General features: G+C 65.7%; 6 protein-coding genes, 1 tRNA gene and 3 rRNA genes. 1 reads left to right on the top strand and 9 read right to left on the bottom strand.

Translation table 11 applies throughout. The annotated features are described in order from the left end of the window. Positions 1-240: 240 nt before the first annotated feature. The 3 genes from OIC96_RS12880 to OIC96_RS12890 form a co-directional block, all read right to left on the bottom strand. Positions 241-2,979 (bottom strand): DNA translocase FtsK, encoded by a 2,739-nt coding sequence (locus OIC96_RS12880; protein WP_330307691.1) that lies wholly within the window; start codon positions 2,977-2,979, stop codon positions 241-243. A 124-nt stretch (positions 2,980-3,103) separates the two neighbouring features. Continuing rightward, positions 3,104-3,787, bottom strand: coding sequence for a response regulator (locus OIC96_RS12885; protein WP_028802361.1), 684 nt, complete (start codon positions 3,785-3,787; stop codon positions 3,104-3,106). Between the two features lie 343 nt (positions 3,788-4,130). Continuing rightward, a complete protein-coding gene (locus OIC96_RS12890) occupies positions 4,131-9,632 on the bottom strand; it encodes a HAMP domain-containing protein (protein ID WP_330307690.1) in 5,502 nt (1,833 codons plus the stop codon). 317 nt (positions 9,633-9,949) lie between these two features. On the opposite strand from OIC96_RS12890, the gene OIC96_RS12895 reads away from it, so the two are divergent. Continuing rightward, positions 9,950-12,697, top strand: a complete 2,748-nt coding sequence (locus tag OIC96_RS12895) for a SpoIIE family protein phosphatase (protein ID WP_330307689.1) — start codon at positions 9,950-9,952, stop codon at positions 12,695-12,697. A 63-nt stretch (positions 12,698-12,760) separates the two neighbouring features. Here the strand turns inward: OIC96_RS12895 and OIC96_RS12900 are convergent. From OIC96_RS12900 to OIC96_RS12925, 6 genes are all read right to left on the bottom strand, one after another. Then, positions 12,761-12,836, bottom strand: a tRNA-Thr gene (locus OIC96_RS12900). Positions 12,837-12,930: 94 nt separating this feature from the next. Next, the gene (locus tag OIC96_RS12905; RefSeq protein ID WP_330310309.1) at positions 12,931-13,593 is read right to left on the bottom strand and encodes a DegT/DnrJ/EryC1/StrS family aminotransferase; all 663 of its coding nucleotides are present in this window, start codon (positions 13,591-13,593) and stop codon (positions 12,931-12,933) included. 114 nt (positions 13,594-13,707) lie between these two features. Then, positions 13,708-13,824: ribosomal RNA gene (gene rrf / locus OIC96_RS12910) — 5S ribosomal RNA — on the bottom strand. Positions 13,825-13,910: 86 nt separating this feature from the next. Then, positions 13,911-17,032, bottom strand: a 23S ribosomal RNA gene (locus OIC96_RS12915). Between the two features lie 313 nt (positions 17,033-17,345). Then, a 16S ribosomal RNA gene (locus tag OIC96_RS12920) occupies positions 17,346-18,871 on the bottom strand. The 16S, 23S and 5S rRNA genes sit together here, the layout of an rRNA operon. A gap of 541 nt (positions 18,872-19,412) precedes the next feature. Next, entirely contained in the window at positions 19,413-21,098 is a 1,686-nt protein-coding gene (locus OIC96_RS12925; RefSeq protein ID WP_330307688.1) for a ribonuclease J, read from the bottom strand. Positions 21,099-21,212: the final 114 nt, after the last annotated feature.

A 21,212-nucleotide genomic window follows, 5' to 3' on the forward strand; every position in this document is an offset into this window, starting at 1 on the left:
AACCGGGCGGTGGGACTTTGTACGCCATCAGAATGGCCGGTCATCCTGATGCTGGGACATGTGTGCGTCCCTTCGCTCAACTTGACGTACGCCGAAGGGAAACGGTTGCCCGCCGTTCCCTTACGGGTGAGTCACGTTCGAATATCAACGAACCGCCGCCGGCCGGCCCGCTCCATGGCCGCCCGCCGTGAACCCACCCGCACGGTGACCGACCTGTCCCGTTTTCCTCCGCCGGAGGCACTACGCGTCAGCCTCCCCACGAATCACGGCGAGCACTCCATCCAGCTCATCACCCTTCACAAGAACGTCACGAGCCTTGGAACCCTCGCTGGGTCCGACGATGCCGCGGGACTCCATGAGGTCCATCAGCCGCCCTGCCTTGGCGAAGCCGACGCGCAGCTTGCGCTGGAGCATCGAGGTGGACCCGAACTGCGAGGTGACGACCAGCTCGGCGGCCGCGCACAGCAGGTCGAGGTCGTCGCCGATGTCCTCGTCGATCTCCTTCTTCTGCTTGGTGCCCACGGTGACGTCGTCCCGGAAGACCGGCGCCATCTGGTCCTTGCAGTGCTGCACGATCGCCGCGACCTCGTCCTCGGTGACGAAGGCGCCCTGCATACGGGTGGGCTTGTTGGCGCCCATCGGCAGGAACAGCCCGTCGCCCTTGCCGATCAGCTTCTCGGCGCCCGGCTGGTCGAGGATGACCCGGCTGTCGGCGAGCGAGGAGGTGGCGAACGCGAGCCTGGAGGGCACGTTCGCCTTGATCAGACCGGTGACGACGTCGACGGACGGCCGCTGGGTGGCGAGCACCAGGTGGATGCCGGCGGCGCGCGCGAGCTGCGTGATGCGCACGATCGAGTCCTCGACGTCTCGTGGTGCGACCATCATCAGGTCGGCGAGCTCATCGACGATCACCAGCAGATACGGATAGGTCTTGAGCTCCCGCTCGCTGCCTTCCGGCGTCTTGAGCTTGCCGTCGCGGATGGCCTGGTTGAAGTCGTCGATGTGCCGGTAGCCGAACGCCGCGAGGTCGTCGTAGCGCAGATCCATCTCCCGTACGACCCACTGCAGCGCCTCGGCGGCCCGCTTCGGGTTGGTGATGATCGGCGTGATCAGGTGCGGAATGCCCTCGTACGCGGTCAGCTCGACCCGCTTGGGGTCGACGAGGACCATGCGGACGTCCTCGGGAGTCGCACGGACCATGACGGACGTAATCAGGCAGTTAATGCATGACGATTTGCCGGAACCGGTGGCTCCGGCGACCAGCACGTGCGGCATCTTCGCCAGGTTGGCCATCACATAGCCGCCCTCGACGTCCTTGCCGAGCGCGACCAGCATCGGGTGGTCGTCCTCCGCGGCATCGGCCAGCCGCAGCACATCCCCCAGGTTGACCATCTCGCGGTCGGTGTTCGGGATCTCGATGCCGACCGCGGACTTGCCGGGGATCGGGCTGATGATCCGCACGTCGGGGCTGGCGACGGCGTACGCGATGTTCTTGGTGAGCGCGGTGATCCGCTCGACCTTCACGGCGGGGCCGAGCTCGACCTCGTAGCGCGTGACCGTCGGACCGCGCGTGAAGCCGGTGACCGCGGCGTCGACCTTGAACTCCATGAAGACGTTCTGCAGCGAGGCGACGACCGCGTCGTTGGCGGCGCTGCGCGTCTTGCCGGGGCCGCCGCGCTCCAGGAGGTCGAGCGACGGCAGGGAGTAGGTGATGTCGCCGGAGAGCTGGAGCTGTTCCGCGCGCGGGGGCAGGTCGCGCGGCTCGGCGGGCGCGGCCTTGGTGAGGTCGGGCACGACCGACTCGACCGGCAGGGCCTCCTGCTTGGGCCGCTTGGCGCCCGGGGGGACCTTGGCACGCGCGGCCGGTACGGGTGTCGTCTCCTCGTACCCGTCGCGCTCCACGGTGACGCCCTGCGTCAGGTCGGCGACCAGCGGCGAGGGCGGCATCCCGTGCAGCACGGCTCCGTCGAGCGCGGCTGCCGCCGCCGCGGCGACGTCCACCGCGTCCATCGGCCGGTTCATGTCGGGCTGCTGCACCGCGGGGCGTCTGGGGCGGCTCCGGCGCTTGGTGAGCGCCTCCTGCTCGGCACTGTCGGGGTCGTACTCCTCAGGGGCGCGCGAGCGCCTCCGGGAGCGCGCGGGGAGCGCCTCGCGCCACTGCTCGTCGTAGCGCTCGTCGTCCTCGCCCAGTTCGTCCTCGTCGAGGTCGGCGTGGACGACGCCCAGTTTCTGGCCGAGCAGCCGCAGCCGCTGCGGAATCGCGTTGACCGGGGTCGCCGTGACGACGAGCAGCCCGAAGATCGTGAGCAGCACAAGGAGCGGTACGGCGAGGACGTCGCCCATCGTGTACGTCAGCGGGGTGGCCGCGCCCCAGCCGATGAGCCCGCCGGCGTCCCTTATCGCCTGCATGCCGTCGCTGCGCGCGGGCGCCCCGCACGCGATGTGGACCTGGCCGAGGACACCGATCACGAGCGCGGACAGGCCGATCACGATGCGGCCGTTGGCGTCGGGCTGCTCGGGGTGCCGGATGAGCCGGGCCGCGATGACGCCGAGCAGTATCGGGACGAGCAGGTCGAGGCGGCCGAAGGCACCGGTCACCAGCATCTCGACGAGGTCGCCCACCGGGCCGCGCAGATTGGACCACGTACCCGCCGCGACGATCAGCGACAGGCCGAGCAGCAGGAGCGCGACACCGTCCTTGCGGTGCGCCGGGTCGAGGCCCTTCGCGCCCCGCCCTATGCCGCGGAACATCGCCCCGACGGCGTGCGCGATGCCCAGCCACACTGCGCGTACGAGTTTGTACACGCCCGCGGTCGGGTTGGGCGCCGGCGCGGGAGCGGGCTTCTTCGCCGCGGTCTTCTTGGCGGGCGCCTTCTTGGCGGCTGCCTTTTTCGCGGGGGCCTTCTTCGCCGGAGCCTTCGTCGGAGCGGCCGCCTTCTTCGCGGGCGGCTTCTTGGCTGCGGACTGACGTGAGGCCATGTGTGTGAGGTTACCGGTGGAGACGACAGCGGACACGTGTGCCCAGTGCTTCACCCGTTCGTGTCGCCCTTGCCTGGGACCAGAACTGACGCCTGCTCACTCAGAACGCACGGCTCGGTGGCGCTCAGTTCTGCGACGGCACCGAAGGTGCCCCGCTCCCTGTGCCCGGCTCCAACGCGTCCAGTGCCCTGCGCAACCCCGTGAGTTTGCGTTCGAGATGGGCCGCGGTCGCCACCGCCGCCGCGTCCGCCGAGTCGTCGTCGAGCTGCTTGGACAGCGCCTCGGCCTGTTCCTCAACGGCCGCGAGCCGCGCGGAGAGTTCGGCGAGGAGTCCGGCGGGCTCCTTGGCCTCGCCGAGTGCCGCCTTGCCGCCGCCCTCCAGCTGAAGCCGCAGCAGGGCCGCCTGCTCCCGGAGTTGGCAGTTCTTCATATAGAGCTCGACGAAGACGGAGACCTTCGCGCGCAGCACCCATGGGTCGAACGGCTTGGAGATGTAGTCCACCGCACCCGCCGCGTACCCCCGGAAGGTGTGGTGCGGGCCGTGGTTGATGGCGGTGAGGAAGATGATCGGGATGTCCCGGGTCCGCTCTCGCCGCTTGATGTGCGCGGCGGTTTCGAAACCGTCCATGCCCGGCATCTGGACGTCCAGCAGAATGACCGCGAAGTCGTCCGTGAGCAGCGCTTTGAGCGCTTCCTCCCCGGACGATGCCCGTACCAGTGTCTGATCGAGCGCGGAGAGGATCGCCTCCAGCGCCAGCAGATTCTCCGGCCGGTCATCGACCAGGAGGATCTTGGCCTTCTGCACCATGGCCCGCCCTCCTCGCCCCGGCATGGGGCCTCCCCTGTCCGCAGGACTTGGGGAAGCACCGGGCGCCGCCCCAGGGGACGACTCCCTTGCGCCGCCCGTCCTTGTGCCGGTCATGGTAGCCGCACCCCGCCTGTCGCCACACCCTGTCACCGCGATGTCACTGTGCACGTAGCAGAAACGCAGCGGGAGACCAGAAGGTTCCCCGAATCCCGTACTTCTACACGGCTTCGGCCACAGTCAGTTATGCGCGGTCCGGCCTGCCGCACCGCCGGTTCGGCGTGCACGGCCCGGCGTTCCGGTCATCGACATCGCGTCGCGACCGGACTCGCCGGACAAGAGTCTGTCACCCCTCACGCATCCACTGCTCCATCACAGAGAGCAGGTGATCGGGATCGACCGGTTTCGTCACGTAGTCGGAAGCTCCTGACTCAATTGCCTTCTCCCTGTCGCCCTTCATGGCCTTCGCCGTGAGCGCGATGATCGGCAGCCCGGCGAACTGCGGCATACGCCGAATCGCCGTCGTCGTCGCGTATCCATCCATCTCGGGCATCATGATGTCCATCAGGACGACCGTCACATCGTCGTGCTGCTCCAGGACTTCGATGCCCTCGCGGCCGTTCTCGGCGTACAGCACCGAAAGGCCGTGCTGCTCAAGGACGCTGGTCAGCGCGAACACATTGCGGATGTCGTCGTCGACGATCAGCACCTTCTCGCCCTCGAACCGGATCCCACGGCGAGGCTGCGGCGCCGCGTCCTGCTGGCCCGGAGCCGCCCACGGCTCCTGAGCCGCGCCCCCGGCGCCGTTCGGCTGGCCCGGCAGCGCGGTTCGCTGGTCGACCGCGGACACCGCCCTGCGTCGCCTCCTGAAGAGCGCGGCGGGCCCGTTCTGGGTCTCCTGGTACGACTTCACCTCGGCCGGCGTCTCGATGCCGACCCCGGACAGCTCGGCCTCGGAGGCCAGCAGCTCCCCGGCCTCCAGCGCCGGCGCGAGCTGCCCGTAGCCCTGGGGCGGCAGTTCGCTGGGGTGCAGCGGCAAATACAGCGTGAACGTGGAACCGCGTCCCGGCTCGCTCTGCGCGTGGATCTCGCCGCCCAGCAGCCGCGCGATCTCCCGCGAGATGGACAGCCCCAGACCCGTACCGCCGTACTTCCTGCTTGTCGTGCCGTCCGCCTGCTTGAAGGCCTCGAAAATGACCCGCATCTTGCTGGCCGCGATGCCGATGCCGGTGTCCGTCACGGAGAACGCGATCAGATCGGCGTCCGCGTCCCGCAGTGAACCGGCCTCCAGGAGCTGTTCCCGGATGGCCACCGGAACGTCCGCCCCGGCGGGCCGGATCACCAATTCGACCGCTCCGGAGTCGGTGAACTTCACCGCGTTCGAGAGCAGGTTGCGCAGCACCTGGAGGAGGCGCTGTTCGTCGGTGTGCAGCGTGGCGGGCAGTTCCGGCGAGACCCGTACGGAGAAATCGAGGCCCTTCTCTGCGGTCAGCGGACGGAAAGTGGCCTCTACGTAGTCGACGAGTTGGACCAGCGCGATGCGTGTCGGCGACACGTCCATCTTGCCCGCCTCGACCTTCGACAGATCGAGGATGTCGTTGATCAGCTGGAGCAGGTCGGAGCCCGCGCCATGGATCGTCTCGGCGAACTCGACCTGCTTCGGGGTGAGGTTCGTGTCCGCGTTGTCGGCGAGCAACTTGGCGAGAATCAGCAGGGAGTTGAGCGGTGTGCGCAGCTCGTGCGACATGTTCGCCAGGAACTCGCTCTTGTAGCGCATCGAGACCGCGAGCTGTTCGGCGCGCTCCTCCAGGACCTGCCGGGCCTCTTCGATCTCGGTGTTCTTGACCTCGATGTCCCGGTTCTGCTGGGCCAGCAGCTCGGCCTTCTCCTCCAGCTCCGCGTTGGAGTCCTGGAGCGCCTTCTGCCGGTTCTCCAACTCGGCCGACCGCTCACGGAGTTGCTCGGTGAGCTCCTGCGACTGCCTGAGCAGCACCTCCGTCTTGGTGTTGACGGAGATCGTGTTCACACTGGTCGCGATCATCTCGGCGATCTGGTTCAGGAAGTCCTTCTGGATCTGCGTGAACGGCGTGAAGGACGCCAGTTCGATGACGCCGAGCACGGTCCCCTCGAAGAGCACCGGGAGCACGATCACCTGCGCCGGGGGCGCCTCGCCGAGCCCGGAGGAGATCTTCAGATAGCCGCTCGGCGCGTTCTCCACCAGGATCGTGCGCTTCTCCTGGGCGGCCGTCCCGATCAGCGCCTCACCGGGCCGGAACGACGTCGGCATGGAGCCCATCGAGTAGCCGTACGACCCGAGCATGCGCAGCTCGTACGCGTCCTCGTCCTCGGCGACCGCCTCCTTGCCGTCGACCAGCGGCATGGAGAGGAAGAACGCGCCGTGCTGCGCGGAGACGACAGGTGTCAGCTCGCTCATGATCAGCGAGGCCACGTCGTCGAGGTCGCGGCGCCCCTGCATCAGGGCGGAGATGCGGGCGAGGTTGCCCTTGAGCCAGTCCTGCTCCTTGTTGGCGATGGTGGTGTCGCGCAGGTTGGCGATCATCTTGTTGATGTAGTCCTGAAGTTCCTGGATCTCGCCGGAGGCGTCCACGTCGATCTTCAGGTTCAGGTCGCCGCGGGTCACCGCGGTCGCCACGCGCGCGATGGCACGCACCTGCCGGGTCAGGTTCCCGGCCATCTCGTTCACCGACTCGGTGAGGTCGCGCCAGGTGCCGTCGACGTCACGCACGCGTGCCTGGCCGCCCAGCTGCCCCTCGGTGCCCACCTCGCGGGCGACTCGGGTGACCTCCTCCGCGAAGGACGAGAGCTGGTCGACCATCGTGTTGATGGTGGTCTTGAGCTCCAGGATCTCGCCGCGCGCGTCGATGTCGATCTTCTTGGTCAGGTCGCCCTTGGCGATGGCCGTCGTGACCATCGCGATGTTCCGCACCTGGCCGGTCAGGTTGGACGCCATCCCGTTCACGGACTCGGTGAGGTCCTTCCACGTACCGGACACGCCCGGCACGCGCGCCTGCCCGCCGAGGATGCCGTCCGTGCCCACCTCGCGGGCCACCCGGGTGACCTGGTCGGCGAACGAACTCAGCGTCTTCACCATCGTGTTGACGGTGTCGGCGAGCTGGGCGACCTCGCCGCTCGCCTCGACGGTGACCTTCTTGGTGAGGTCGCCGTTGGCCACCGCGGTCGCGACCTGCGAGATGTTGCGCACCTGGTTGGTCAGGTTGTTGGCCATCACGTTGACGTTGTCGCTCAGGTCCTTCCAGATGCCCGTGACACCCGGCACCCGTGCCTGCCCGCCCAGGTTGCCCTCGGTGCCCACCTCGCGGGCCACCAGGGTCACCTGCTCCGCGAAGTTCGACAGCTGGTCGACCATCGTGTTGACGGTGGTGACGAGTTCGAGGATCTCGCCCTTCGCGTCGACGGTGATCTTCTTCGACAGGTCGCCCTTGGCGACGGCGGTCGTGACCTCGGCGATGTTGCGCACCTGAATGGTCAGGTTGTTCGCCATGAAGTTCACGGACTGGGTGAGGTCCTTCCAGGTGCCGGAGACACCCTGCACCTCGGCCTGCCCGCCGAGCATGCCCTCGGTGCCCACCTCGCGGGCCACCCGCGTCACCTGCTCGGCGAAGTTCGAGAGCTGGTCCACCATCGTGTTGAGGGTGTTCTTCAGCTCCAGGATCTCGCCGCGCGCGTCCACGTCGATCTTCTGCGACAGGTCACCGCGGGCCACCGCCGTCGCGACCTGCGCGATGTTCCGCACCTGCGCGGTGAGGTTGCCGGCCATGCCGTTCACGGAGTCGGTCAGGTCCCGCCACACGCCGGCGACACCGGGCACCTGCGCCTGACCGCCGAGACGGCCCTCCGTGCCCACCTCGCGGGCCACCCGGGTCACCTGGTCCGCGAAGGCGGAAAGCTGGTCGACCATCGTGTTGATGGTGTTCTTCAGCTCCAGGATCTCGCCGCGCGCGTCGACATCGATCTTCTGCGAGAGATCACCGCGGGCCACCGCCGTGGTGACCTGGGCGATCTGACGTACCTGCGACGTCAGGTTCCCCGCCATGAAGTTGACGGAGTCGGTGAGTTCCTTCCACGTACCGGAAACGCCGTCCACACGGGCCTGACCACCGAGCCGGCCCTCCGTACCCACGTCACGCGCCATCCGCGTCACCTGGTCGGCGAAGCTCGACAGCTGATCCACCATGGTGTTCACGGTGTTCTTCAGCTGGAGCATCTCGCCGGAGACATCGACCGTGACCTTCTGCGACAGGTCACCGTTGGCAACCGCCGTCGTCACCTGCGCGATGTTGCGCACCTGACCCGTCAGGTTCTGGAACGCCGTGTTGACGGAGTCGGTGAGGTCCTTCCACGTACCGGCCACACCCGGGACCTGCGCCTGGCCGCCCAGTTCACCCTCGACACCGACCTCGCGCGCCACACGCGTGACCTCGACACCGAACGACGACAGCTGGTCGACCATCGTGTTGACGGTGTTCTTCAGCTCCAGCATCTCGCCGGCGACCTCGACGCTGACCTTCTGGGAAAGGTCACCGTTGGCCACGGCCGTGGTCACCGCGGCGATGTCGCGCACCTGGGTCGTCAGGTTCCGGAAGACCGTGTTGACGGAGTCCGTCAGGTCCTTCCACGTCCCCGCCGCGCCCGGCACGTTCGCCTGCCCGCCGAGCCGCCCCTCGCCGCCGACCTCGTTGGCCACACGCGTGACCTCGTCCGCGAACGTCCGCAGCGTCTCGGTCATCTGGTTGATGGTCTCGGCCAGTTGCGCGACTTCACCGCGCGCGCTGACCGTGACCTTCTGCGACAGATCGCCGCTGGCGACCGCCGTCGTCACCTGAGCGATCCCGCGCACCTGGGCCGTGAGGTTGCCGGCCATCAGGTTCACCGAATCGGTGAGGTCCTTCCACACACCGGCCACACCGGGCACCTGCGCCTGGCCGCCCAGCTCGCCCTCGGTGCCCACCTCGCGCGCGACTCGCGTCACCTCGGAGGAGAAGGAGGACAGCTGGTCCACCATCGTGTTGACGGTGTTCTTGAGCTCCAGCATCTCGCCGGCCACGTGAACCGTGACCTTCCGGGACAGGTCACCCTTGGCGACCGCCGTCGTCACCAGAGCGATGTCACGTACCTGTGCCGTCAGCCGGTACGCCATGGTGTTGACCGAATCCGTGAGGTCCTTCCACGAACCGGACATCCCACGTACCCGGGCCTGGCCGCCCAGCTTGCCCTCGGTGCCCACCTCGCTGGCCACGCGCGTGACCTCGTCGGTGAACGTCGACAGCTGGTCGACCAGATTGTTGACTGTCCGCCCGACCTTGAGGAACTCCCCGCGCAGCGGATGCCCGTTGCCGTCCGGCGCCTGCGCCCGCAGCTCCATGCGCGGCGACAAGTCGCCCTCCGCGACCGCGGACAGCACCCGGCCGACCTCGGACACAGGCCGTACGAGATCGTCGACGAGCGCGTTGGAGGCGTCGATCGCCGCCGCCCACGAGCCCTCACAGGCACCCGTCTCCAGCCGCTCCGTGAGCTTTCCCTCACGCCCGACCATGCGCCGTACACGCGACAGCTCGCCCGTCAGATGCAGATTGCGGTCGGCCACTTCATTGAAAACCGCCGCAATCTCGGACATCACGCCGTCGCCGGAAACCGTGAGCCGCTTGCGGAAGTTGCCGTCCCGCATCGACACCAGGGCCATGAGCAGCCGGTTCAGGGCAGCCGTGTCCACCGCCGTGGTGCCATTGCGCGGTGTGCGCCCGTTGTTCAGGGACTGTCCGCCTTTCGCGCGCGCCTTAGTGCCCCGCGTCGCTGCGCCAGACTCCACTGTGTCCCTCCCGCAAGGGTTGACCGTTACTGCTCGGCTTACTCGGGTACTTCTGCTCTGCGTGCTGGGAGGCGTTCAGCCTGCCCGGACGTTCTCCTGGAGCTTGCCCAGTGTTTCACCCCGGCTGAACCAGGCCATAACAGTTCGGCAGCTTCGCACATCGTCCGCACACCTCTGGGCGGAAACACAGGCGACCGGCATCCGCATGGACGGCGAAGGTAAGTAACCTTGCATGCGGCTGTCCAGCGGTGCCGGTCCCGTCCGGCCTGGGCGGTGGCACGAGCACGAGCGGGCAGGCATCGGAGGGGCGCCGCACCATGACCACCGGACTGCATCCTGGGGGATCGTCCCAGGATCCCCGGCCGACGGGGAACCACGCTCTGCCCTGGCAGGAGCGGGTCGGCCACGGAGCGCTGCCCGCCGACAACCGGACGAGGAGTTCTGTGATCACCGCGCGCGCGGCCGCCAGTTTCGAGCCCCTGGGGCGATCCGTCGCGACCGCCCGCTCCTTCGTCCGTGACACCCTCCAGGGCTGGGGCTTCGCCGACGTGGTCGACGACGCCGTGGTCCTCACCAGCGAACTGGTCACCAACGCTGTCGTGCATGCGGGCACCTCCGCGGACGTCCTGTGTCTGCGCAGCGACGACGGCGTACGCATCGAGGTAGCGGACCGCTACCCGGAACGTGAAATTCCACTCCAGGCGACGGCTGTGAACATGGGCAGCCCCGACCGCGAGGGCGGCCGCGGCCTCCAGCTCTGCGCGGCCCTGGCCGGCCGCTGGGGCGTCGAGTACACGCCCACCCACAAGCAGGTCTGGTTCCAGATCGACCTCCCCGAGCGCGCGGTGGGCACCCGCACCGCCGGCCCTTCCCTCCCCGCCGACCTCCTCCCGCTCGCCGATGGCCGCGTCCGCGTCGCTGTCGTCCAGATCGACCGCGTCGGCGCCATCAACGCCTGGAACGAGGACGCGGAGGAACTCTTCGGTTACGCCGCCGAGCAGGTCACCGGCAAGCCGCTCACCGACCTCGCGGCCTGGCCGCACACCCCCGGCACCAGCACCGGCATCGTCGAGGCCCTCCAACTCTCCCGATGGGAGGGCACTTACGGCATCCGCGCCGCCACCGGCCGCGTCACCCCCGTCTACGCCTCACACCTTCGGGTACGCGACACGGGCGGCGAACCCTCCACCGTCTGCCTCCTTGTCCGCGACCACGAACGCGCCGTCCTGCAGACCCCGTTGCGCGTCTCGGCCACCGACACGACCACCAGCTCCGAAGGCCAGGCCTCCGACCCCTTCGAGGTCTTCATCGGCTCTCCGGCCCCCGACGACCTGGACGGCCTCCTCCAGCGCACGGTGGAGCGCGCCCGCGACATGCTCGACGGCGACTCCGCCTTCCTGCTCCTGGCGACCGACGACGAAACGGAGTTGGAGGTACGAGCCTCGACGGGCCTCCCCTCCGCCCGCCAGCGCTTCGCCCGCGTCCCCGTCGAGGCGGGCCCCGGCCGCTACGGCTCGGCGCGCATGCCCGCCGTGCACGAGGACCTGATGGTGGTCCCCGGCGCCGTCCCGCTGCTGAGCGGCACCGGCATGCGCTCGGTCGTGACGGTCCCACTGAAGGTCGAGGGCCGCCTCACCGGCTCGCTCGGCGTCGCGGCCGAAGGGCCCGGCAGATACTCCAACGAGGAGGCCCTGCGCCTCCAGTTCGCCGCCGACCGCATCGCCCTGGCGGTGGAATCGGCCCGCCTGGGCGAGCTGGAACGCCTGCGCCGCGGCTCGCTGTCCTTCCTCGTCGAGGCCTCCGACCTCCTCGCCGGCACCCTGGACCGCGACCAGACCCTGGCCCTCATGGCCCAGATGACGGTCCCGACCCTGGCCACCTGGTGCGCCGTCTACACCATCGCCGACCAGGCCTCGGACCCGTATCTCTCGTACGTCCTGCACGAGGACGAGGAACGCATCGACGGCCTCAAGGCGTTGCTCTCGAAGATCGCCCCGCCGGACCCGGTCCCCACCCCGGGCGCCCGCGTCTGGTCGGCCCCCGCCGAAGCCGCCCACCAGGCGGCCCTGCGCACCTCCATGCGCAGCCTGGGCCTGGGCGAACCCGCTTCGGTGAGTTCGGGCATCGGTACGACGCTGGCGACGGCCTCCGCGGTCGGCGGCGAGACGGTCGTACTCCCCCTGGTGGCCCGCAACCGCGTCATCGGCATGCTGACGCTCGGCAAGCCGTCGGACGAACACTTCCGGCAGGAAATCCTGGAACTGGCCGAGGACCTGTCCCGCAGGGCCGCCCTCGCACTCGACAACGCCCGCCTGTACTCGGAGCGCATGGCCATCAGCCAGTCCCTCCAGCGCAGCCTCCTGCCCCCGGAGCTCCCGAACATCGACGGCGTAGAGGTCGAGGTCATCTACCGCGCGGCCGGCGAGGGCAACGAGGTCGGCGGCGACTTCTACGACCTTTTCCCGATCCGCGACGGCGCGTACGGCTTCGCCATCGGCGACGTCTGCGGTACGGGCCCGGAGGCGGCCGCGGTCACGGGCCTGGCCCGGCACGCGCTCAGGCTCCTCGCCCGCGAGGGCTACGGTGGCCCGGCCGTCCTGGAGCGCCTGAACTCCGCGATCCTCGACGAGGGCGCCCGCAGCCGCTTCCTGACGCTCCTGTACGGCGAGTTGTGGCCCCAGGAGGACGGCAGCGCCGTACTGAAGGTGGTCTGCGCCGGCCACCCGCTCCCGCTGCGCCTGCGCCAGGACGGGACGGTCGAACCGGCCGCCGAACCGCAGCCGCTGCTCGGCGTCATGGAAGACCTGGAGCTGTACGAGCAGACCATCACGCTCGACCCGGGCGACGTCCTGCTGTGCGTCACGGACGGCGTCACGGAACGCCGCGAGGGCACCCGCATGCTCGGCGACGACGGCCTCACGGACGTCCTCACCACCTGCACGGGCCTGACGGCGGGCGCGGTCGCCGCCCGCATCATGCGCGCGGTCGAGCGCTTCGCCTCCGACGCCCCGTCCGACGACATGGCGATTCTGGCGATGCGCGTTCCCGGTCTCCAGAAGAACTGAGGCCGGGTTTCATCCGGGGTACGAGAAAGGCCCCCGCCTGTAAGGGCGGAGGCCTTTTCTTGCTGGAGCCCCCCAACGGAATCGAACCGTTGACCTTCTCCTTACCATGGAGACGCTCTGCCGACTGAGCTAGGGGGGCCAGTCGCCTTCTCGAGGTTTCCCCCGCGGCAACGAAATAGATCATACCCCGAACAGAAGCGTGCTCCCAACCCGTCCCGCTGAATCCGGCTGAATCAGAAGGCGGGCTGCAGCAATCCGCCCAGCGCATTGCACGCGGAGACGATCCGATGCATCTCCCGCTTCGTCAACGACGCGTCCACGGGCAGCGCGAGGGTCTCGTCCGCGGCCCGCTCGGTCTCCGGAAGATGCACGTCCCGACGGAACGCGGGCATGCGGTGCACCGGCGTCTTCACCGGCACCCGGCACTCAACTCCCCGAGCCCGTACGGCCCGTGCGAAGGCGTCCCGGTCCGGCCGCCCATTGCCCGGCACCCGCACGACGTACTGCTGGTACGTGTGCCCATCACCGCCGTCAGGCGTCCACACGCCGCTGAGCCGCCCGTCCAGATACGCGGCCCGCTCCCTGCGCTGCGCGATCTCGTCGTACGGCGCCTCGGACTCACCCTGCTCCAGCAGCAGGAGGCCGAGCCGCTGCCCAACCTCCCGCAGCCGCACCATGTCTGCCGTCCGCCCGAAGCGGTGCACGACAACCAGAGCCGCCGACCGGGGAGTTACGGCGGACTCGACCGCCCTCGCGTCCAGGCAGTAGGTCGCCGGGTCTATGTCGGCGAAGACAACCGTCGCACCGGCCTGCGTCACGGCCTCGGCGACCTCGACGTTCCCGAACGCCGGCACGATGACCTCGTCACCGGCTCCGACACCCGCGGCCCTGAGCATTGCAGCAGTACCCATGCTGCGGATGTTGGTCGCGCAACGTGAACTGCAAGTGACGCAAAACAAAAAAGAGCTGGTCCCTGAACCGAAGTTCAGGGACCAGCTCTATTAATAATAGTTCGGCGGCGTCCTACTCTCCCACAGGGTCCCCCCTGCAGTACCATCGGCGCTGTGAGGCTTAGCTTCCGGGTTCGGAATGTAACCGGGCGTTTCCCTCACGCTATGACCACCGAAACACTATGAAACTGTCAACCGGAGCCGTGGCATAGCTACGACGGTTGTTCGTGGTTTCAGAACCAACACAGTGGACGCGAGCAACTGAGGACAAGCCCTCGGCCTATTAGTACCAGTCACCTCCACCCGTTACCGGGCTTCCAGATCTGGCCTATCAACCCAGTCGTCTACTGGGAGCCTTACCCTCTCAAGGAGGTGGGAATACTCATCTCGAAGCAGGCTTCCCGCTTAGATGCTTTCAGCGGTTATCCCTCCCGAACGTAGCCAACCAGCCATGCCCTTGGCAGGACAACTGGCACACCAGAGGTTCGTCCGTCCCGGTCCTCTCGTACTAGGGACAGCCCTTCTCAATATTCCTGCGCGCGCAGCGGATAGGGACCGAACTGTCTCACGACGTTCTAAACCCAGCTCGCGTACCGCTTTAATGGGCGAACAGCCCAACCCTTGGGACCGACTCCAGCCCCAGGATGCGACGAGCCGACATCGAGGTGCCAAACCATCCCGTCGATATGGACTCTTGGGGAAGATCAGCCTGTTATCCCCGGGGTACCTTTTATCCGTTGAGCGACGGCGCTTCCACAAGCCACCGCCGGATCACTAGTCCCGACTTTCGTCCCTGCTCGACCCGTCGGTCTCACAGTCAAGCTCCCTTGTGCACTTACACTCAACACCTGATTACCAACCAGGCTGAGGGAACCTTTGGGCGCCTCCGTTACTCTTTAGGAGGCAACCGCCCCAGTTAAACTACCCATCAGACACTGTCCCTGATCCGGATCACGGACCCAGGTTAGACATCCAGCACGACCAGACTGGTATTTCAACGACGACTCCACAAACACTGGCGTGCCTGCTTCAAAGTCTCCCAGCTATCCTACACAAGCCGAACCGAACACCAATATCAAACTGTAGTAAAGGTCCCGGGGTCTTTCCGTCCTGCTGCGCGAAACGAGCATCTTTACTCGTAGTGCAATTTCACCGGGCCTATGGTTGAGACAGTCGAGAAGTCGTTACGCCATTCGTGCAGGTCGGAACTTACCCGACAAGGAATTTCGCTACCTTAGGATGGTTATAGTTACCACCGCCGTTTACTGGCGCTTAAGTTCTCAGCTTCGCCACCCCGAAGAGTGACTAACCGGTCCCCTTAACGTTCCAGCACCGGGCAGGCGTCAGTCCGTATACATCGCCTTACGGCTTCGCACGGACCTGTGTTTTTAGTAAACAGTCGCTTCTCGCTGGTCTCTGCGGCCACCCCCAGCTCAGGAAGTAAATTCCCTCACCGGTGATGGCCCCCCTTCTCCCGAAGTTACGGGGGCATTTTGCCGAGTTCCTTAACCATAGTTCACCCGAACGCCTCGGTATTCTCTACCTGACCACCTGAGTCGGTTTAGGGTACGGGCCGCCATGAAACTCGCTAGAGGCTTTTCTCGACAGCATAGGATCATCCACTTCACCACAATCGGCTCGGCATCAGGTCTCAGCCTCATGTGCGACGGATTTGCCTATCGCACGGCCTACACCCTTACCCCGGGACAACCACCGCCCGGGATGGACTACCTTCCTGCGTCACCCCATCACTCACCTACTACAGGTCTGGTCCGTCGGCTCCACCACTCCCCTTTGCCCGAAGGCTCCGGGGCGGCTTCACGGACTTAGCATCGCCTGGTTCGATGTTTGACGCTTCACAGCGGGTACCGGAATATCAACCGGTTATCCATCGACTACGCCTGTCGGCCTCGCCTTAGGTCCCGACTTACCCTGGGCAGATCAGCTTGACCCAGGAACCCTTAGTCAATCGGCGCACACGTTTCTCACGTGTGTATCGCTACTCATGCCTGCATTCTCACTCGTGAACCGTCCACCACTGCCTTCCGGCGCGGCTTCACCCGGCACACGACGCTCCCCTACCCATCCATACGGGCGTTGGCCCTATTGTATGAATGACACGACTTCGGCGGTACGCTTGAGCCCCGCTACATTGTCGGCGCGGAATCACTAGACCAGTGAGCTATTACGCACTCTTTCAAGGGTGGCTGCTTCTAAGCCAACCTCCTGGTTGTCTCTGCGACTCCACATCCTTTCCCACTTAGCGTACGCTTAGGGGCCTTAGTCGATGCTCTGGGCTGTTTCCCTCTCGACCATGGAGCTTATCCCCCACAGTCTCACTGCCGCGCTCTCACTTACCGGCATTCGGAGTTTGGCTAAGGTCAGTAACCCGGTAGGGCCCATCGCCTATCCAGTGCTCTACCTCCGGCAAGAAACACACGACGCTGCACCTAAATGCATTTCGGGGAGAACCAGCTATCACGGAGTTTGATTGGCCTTTCACCCCTAACCACAGGTCATCCCCCAGGTTTTCAACCCTGGTGGGTTCGGTCCTCCACGACCTCTTACAGCCGCTTCAACCTGCCCATGGCTAGATCACTCCGCTTCGGGTCTTGAGCGCGCTACTAAATCGCCCTATTCGGACTCGCTTTCGCTACGGCTTCCCCACACGGGTTAACCTCGCAACACACCGCAAACTCGCAGGCTCATTCTTCAAAAGGCACGCAGTCACGACGCATTGAGTAAACTCAATGCGCGACGCTCCCACGGCTTGTAGGCACACGGTTTCAGGTACTATTTCACTCCGCTCCCGCGGTACTTTTCACCATTCCCTCACGGTACTATCCGCTATCGGTCACCAGGGAATATTTAGGCTTAGCGGGTGGTCCCGCCAGATTCACACGGGATTTCTCGGGCCCCGTGCTACTTGGGTGTCTCTCAAACGAGCCGCTGATGTTTCGACTACGGGGGTCTTACCCTCTACGCCGGACCTTTCGCATGTCCTTCGCCTACATCAACGGTTTCTGACTCGTCTCACAGCCGGCAGACTGTGAAAGAGAGATCCCACAACCCCACATGCGCAACCCCTGCCGGGTCTCACACGCATATGGTTTGGCCTCATCCAGTTTCGCTCGCCACTACTCCCGGAATCACGGTTGTTTTCTCTTCCTGCGGGTACTGAGATGTTTCACTTCCCCGCGTTCCCTCCACATACCCTATGTGTTCAGGTATGGGTGACAGCCCATGACGACTGCCGGGTTTCCCCATTCGGAAACCCCCGGATCAAAGCCTGGTTGACGGCTCCCCGGGGACTATCGTGGCCTCCCACGTCCTTCATCGGTTCCTGGTGCCAAGGCATCCACCGTGCGCCCTTAAAAACTTGGCCACAGATGCTCGCGTCCACTGTGCAGTTCTCAAACAACGACCAACCACCCATCACCCCCGGTTACCACCGGAGTTCACTGGGGCCGGCACTGAAGGCAGCCGTATCGGCCGTACCTTCAGACACCCAACAGCGTGCCCGACACCCTCGCCACTCGTGATCAGCTTTCCACGCCCCGAAGGACAGTACTCACAGCCCGAGATGACTGACGGTGCCGAATAATCAACGTTCCACCCATGAGCAACCACCGTCGAACGTGTGCCGACGTAATGGCCCTGGACCACCGGGCAAGCCCGGCGGCCTAGATGCTCCTTAGAAAGGAGGTGATCCAGCCGCACCTTCCGGTACGGCTACCTTGTTACGACTTCGTCCCAATCGCCAGTCCCACCTTCGACAGCTCCCTCCCACAAGGGGTTGGGCCACCGGCTTCGGGTGTTACCGACTTTCGTGACGTGACGGGCGGTGTGTACAAGGCCCGGGAACGTATTCACCGCAGCAATGCTGATCTGCGATTACTAGCAACTCCGACTTCATGGGGTCGAGTTGCAGACCCCAATCCGAACTGAGACAGGCTTTTTGAGATTCGCTCCGCCTCGCGGCTTCGCAGCTCTTTGTACCTGCCATTGTAGCACGTGTGCAGCCCAAGACATAAGGGGCATGATGACTTGACGTCGTCCCCACCTTCCTCCGAGTTGACCCCGGCAGTCTCCTGTGAGTCCCCATCACCCCGAAGGGCATGCTGGCAACACAGAACAAGGGTTGCGCTCGTTGCGGGACTTAACCCAACATCTCACGACACGAGCTGACGACAGCCATGCACCACCTGTACACCGACCACAAGGGGGCGACCATCTCTGGCCGTTTCCGGTGTATGTCAAGCCTTGGTAAGGTTCTTCGCGTTGCGTCGAATTAAGCCACATGCTCCGCTGCTTGTGCGGGCCCCCGTCAATTCCTTTGAGTTTTAGCCTTGCGGCCGTACTCCCCAGGCGGGGAACTTAATGCGTTAGCTGCGGCACCGACGACGTGGAATGTCGCCAACACCTAGTTCCCACCGTTTACGGCGTGGACTACCAGGGTATCTAATCCTGTTCGCTCCCCACGCTTTCGCTCCTCAGCGTCAGTAATGGCCCAGAGATCCGCCTTCGCCACCGGTGTTCCTCCTGATATCTGCGCATTTCACCGCTACACCAGGAATTCCGATCTCCCCTACCACACTCTAGCTAGCCCGTATCGAATGCAGACCCGGGGTTAAGCCCCGGGCTTTCACACCCGACGTGACAAGCCGCCTACGAGCTCTTTACGCCCAATAATTCCGGACAACGCTTGCGCCCTACGTATTACCGCGGCTGCTGGCACGTAGTTAGCCGGCGCTTCTTCTGCAGGTACCGTCACTTTCGCTTCTTCCCTGCTGAAAGAGGTTTACAACCCGAAGGCCGTCATCCCTCACGCGGCGTCGCTGCATCAGGCTTTCGCCCATTGTGCAATATTCCCCACTGCTGCCTCCCGTAGGAGTCTGGGCCGTGTCTCAGTCCCAGTGTGGCCGGTCGCCCTCTCAGGCCGGCTACCCGTCGTCGCCTTGGTGAGCCACTACCTCACCAACAAGCTGATAGGCCGCGGGCTCATCCTTCACCGCCGGAGCTTTTAACCCCCACCCATGCGGGCAGGAGTGTTATCCGGTATTAGACCCCGTTTCCAGGGCTTGTCCCAGAGTGAAGGGCAGATTGCCCACGTGTTACTCACCCGTTCGCCACTAATCCACCCCGAAGGGCTTCATCGTTCGACTTGCATGTGTTAAGCACGCCGCCAGCGTTCGTCCTGAGCCAGGATCAAACTCTCCGTGAATGTTTACCCGTAATCGGGTGGACACCACGAGAGCGGAACCAAGGAGAGGAATAATCCCCTCGGTTCACAGCGTCCTCGCTGTGCGCCTACCAGGCAGTGCCCGGCAGGACTTTTTCAAAGGAACCTCGTCCCAGCCGATCGGCCGGAGACGGGGTATCAACATATCTGGCGTTGATTTTTGGCACGCTGTTGAGTTCTCAAGGAACGGACGCTTCCTTTGTACTCACCCTCTCGGGCTTTCCTCCGGGCGCTTCCCTTCGGTCTTGCTTTGTTTTTGTTTCGTTCTTGCGTTTCCGACTCTATCAGATCGTTTCCGGTCCGATTTCCCTCGGTGCTTTCCAGTTTTCCGCTTTCGCGTTTCCCTTTCCGGCGGTTCCGACTTTATCAGAGATTCTGAGTCGGAATTTCCATCCCGCTCGGGGTGGTTCCAGGCACGCGGTGGTGCTGGGTTCCCGTTCAGGTGGAGCCGTAAACGTACTGGAGCGGGGAGCCTCGATGCAAATCGAGGCTCCCCGCTCCGGAGTTGGCGCGTGCGAGGGGGTCAGACCTCGACGACGACCGGGAGGATCATCGGGCGTCGGCGGTAGTTGTCCGAGACCCACTTGCCCAGCGTGCGGCGGATGAGCTGCTGCATCTGGTGGGGCTCGACGACGCCGTCCTGGGCCGACTTCTCCAGGACTTCCCTGACCCTCGGGATGACGTCCCCGAAGGCGGAGTCGTCGATGCCGGAACCCCGGGCCTGGACGTGCGGGCCGCCGGTGATCTTGCCGGTGCTGGAGTCCATCACCACGAAGACCGAGATGATGCCCTCGTCACCGAGGATCTTGCGGTCCTTGAGCGCGGGCTCGCCGACGTCGCCGACCGAGAGGCCGTCGACGTACACGTATCCCGCCTGGACCTTGCCGGAGATCTTGGCCTTGCCCTCGATGAGGTCGACGACGACGCCGTCCTCGGCGATCACGATGCGGTCGTGCGGGACACCGGTGAGGGCGCCCAGTTCGGCGTTGGCGCGCAGGTGGCGCCATTCGCCGTGGACCGGCATCAGGTTCCGCGGCTTGCAGATGTTGTAGAAGTACAGGAGCTCGCCCGCGGAGGCATGGCCGGAAACATGCACCTTGGCGTTGCCCTTGTGGACGACGTTCGCGCCCCAGCGGGTCAGGCCGTTGATGACGCGGTAGACCGCGTTCTCGTTGCCGGGGATCAGGGACGACGCCAGGATCACCGTGTCGCCCTGGACGATCCGGATCTGGTGGTCGCGGTTGGCCATCCTCGACAGGGCCGCCATCGGCTCGCCCTGGGAACCCGTGCAGACGAGCACGATCTGGTGGTCCGGGAGGTCGTCCAGCGTCTTGACGTCGACCACCAGGCCCGGCGGGACCTTGAGGTAGCCGAGATCCCGTGCGATGCCCATGTTGCGGACCATCGAGCGGCCGACGAAGGCGACCCGGCGGCCGTACTCATGAGCCGCGTCAAGGATCTGCTGAATGCGGTGGACGTGGCTGGCGAAGCTCGCCACGATGATCCGCTTGTGTGCGCCGGCGAAGACCTGGCGCAGCACGTTCGAGATGTCGCGCTCGGGCGGGACAAAGCCCGGGACCTCGGCGTTCGTGGAGTCCGAGAGAAGGAGGTCGATGCCCTCCTCGCTCAGCCGTGCGAACGCGTGCAGGTCCGTGAGGCGGCGGTCCAGCGGGAGCTGGTCCATCTTGAAGTCGCCGGTGTGGACCACCATGCCCGCAGGCGTGCGGATGGCGACCGCGAGGGCGTCCGGGATGGAGTGGTTGACCGCGACGAACTCGCAGTCGAAGGGGCCGATGCGCTCGCGATGACCCTCGGCCACCTCGAGCGTGTACGGCCGGATGCGGTGCTCCTGGAGCTTCGCCTCGATCAGGGCGAGGGTCAGCTTGGAGCCGATCAGCGGGATGTCCGGCTTCTCGCGGAGAAGGAACGGGACACCGCCGATGTGGTCCTCGTGGCCGTGCGTGAGGACGATGCCCTCGATGTCGTCGAGGCGGTCCCTGATGGACGTGAAGTCCGGCAGGATCAGGTCGATTCCGGGCTGCTCCTCCTCTGGGAAGAGCACTCCGCAGTCGACGATCAACAGGCGACCGCCGTACTCGAAGACGGTCATGTTTCGGCCGATTTCACCGAGGCCGCCGAGCGGGGTGACCCGCAGGCCACCCTTCGGGAGCACCGGCGGTGCGCCGAGTTCAGGATGCGGATGACTCAAAAGACTCTCCTCACCACGCGCGCCACGTACCTGGCAAGGCACGTGGCGCGCGTGACGTTCGTGCAGTAGCAGTTGTCTGTGTGGGGTGCAGGCCGGTGGCCTGCGGGGTCTTAC

It is taken from the genome of Streptomyces sp. NBC_00775 (genome assembly GCF_036347135.1).
In the GTDB taxonomy this organism is placed as follows: Bacteria; Actinomycetota; Actinomycetes; order Streptomycetales; family Streptomycetaceae; genus Streptomyces; species Streptomyces lutosisoli.

Coding starts and splice junctions, on each gene's coding strand:
- OIC96_RS12880 (WP_330307691.1), bottom strand. CDS start 2,979: ATGGCCTCACGTCAGTCCGCAGCCAAGAAGCCGCCCGCGAAGAAGGCG.
- OIC96_RS12905 (WP_330310309.1), bottom strand. CDS start 13,593: ATGCTCAGGGCCGCGGGTGTCGGAGCCGGTGACGAGGTCATCGTGCCG.
- OIC96_RS12895 (WP_330307689.1), top strand. CDS start 9,950: ATGACCACCGGACTGCATCCTGGGGGATCGTCCCAGGATCCCCGGCCG.
- OIC96_RS12885 (WP_028802361.1), bottom strand. CDS start 3,787: ATGGTGCAGAAGGCCAAGATCCTCCTGGTCGATGACCGGCCGGAGAAT.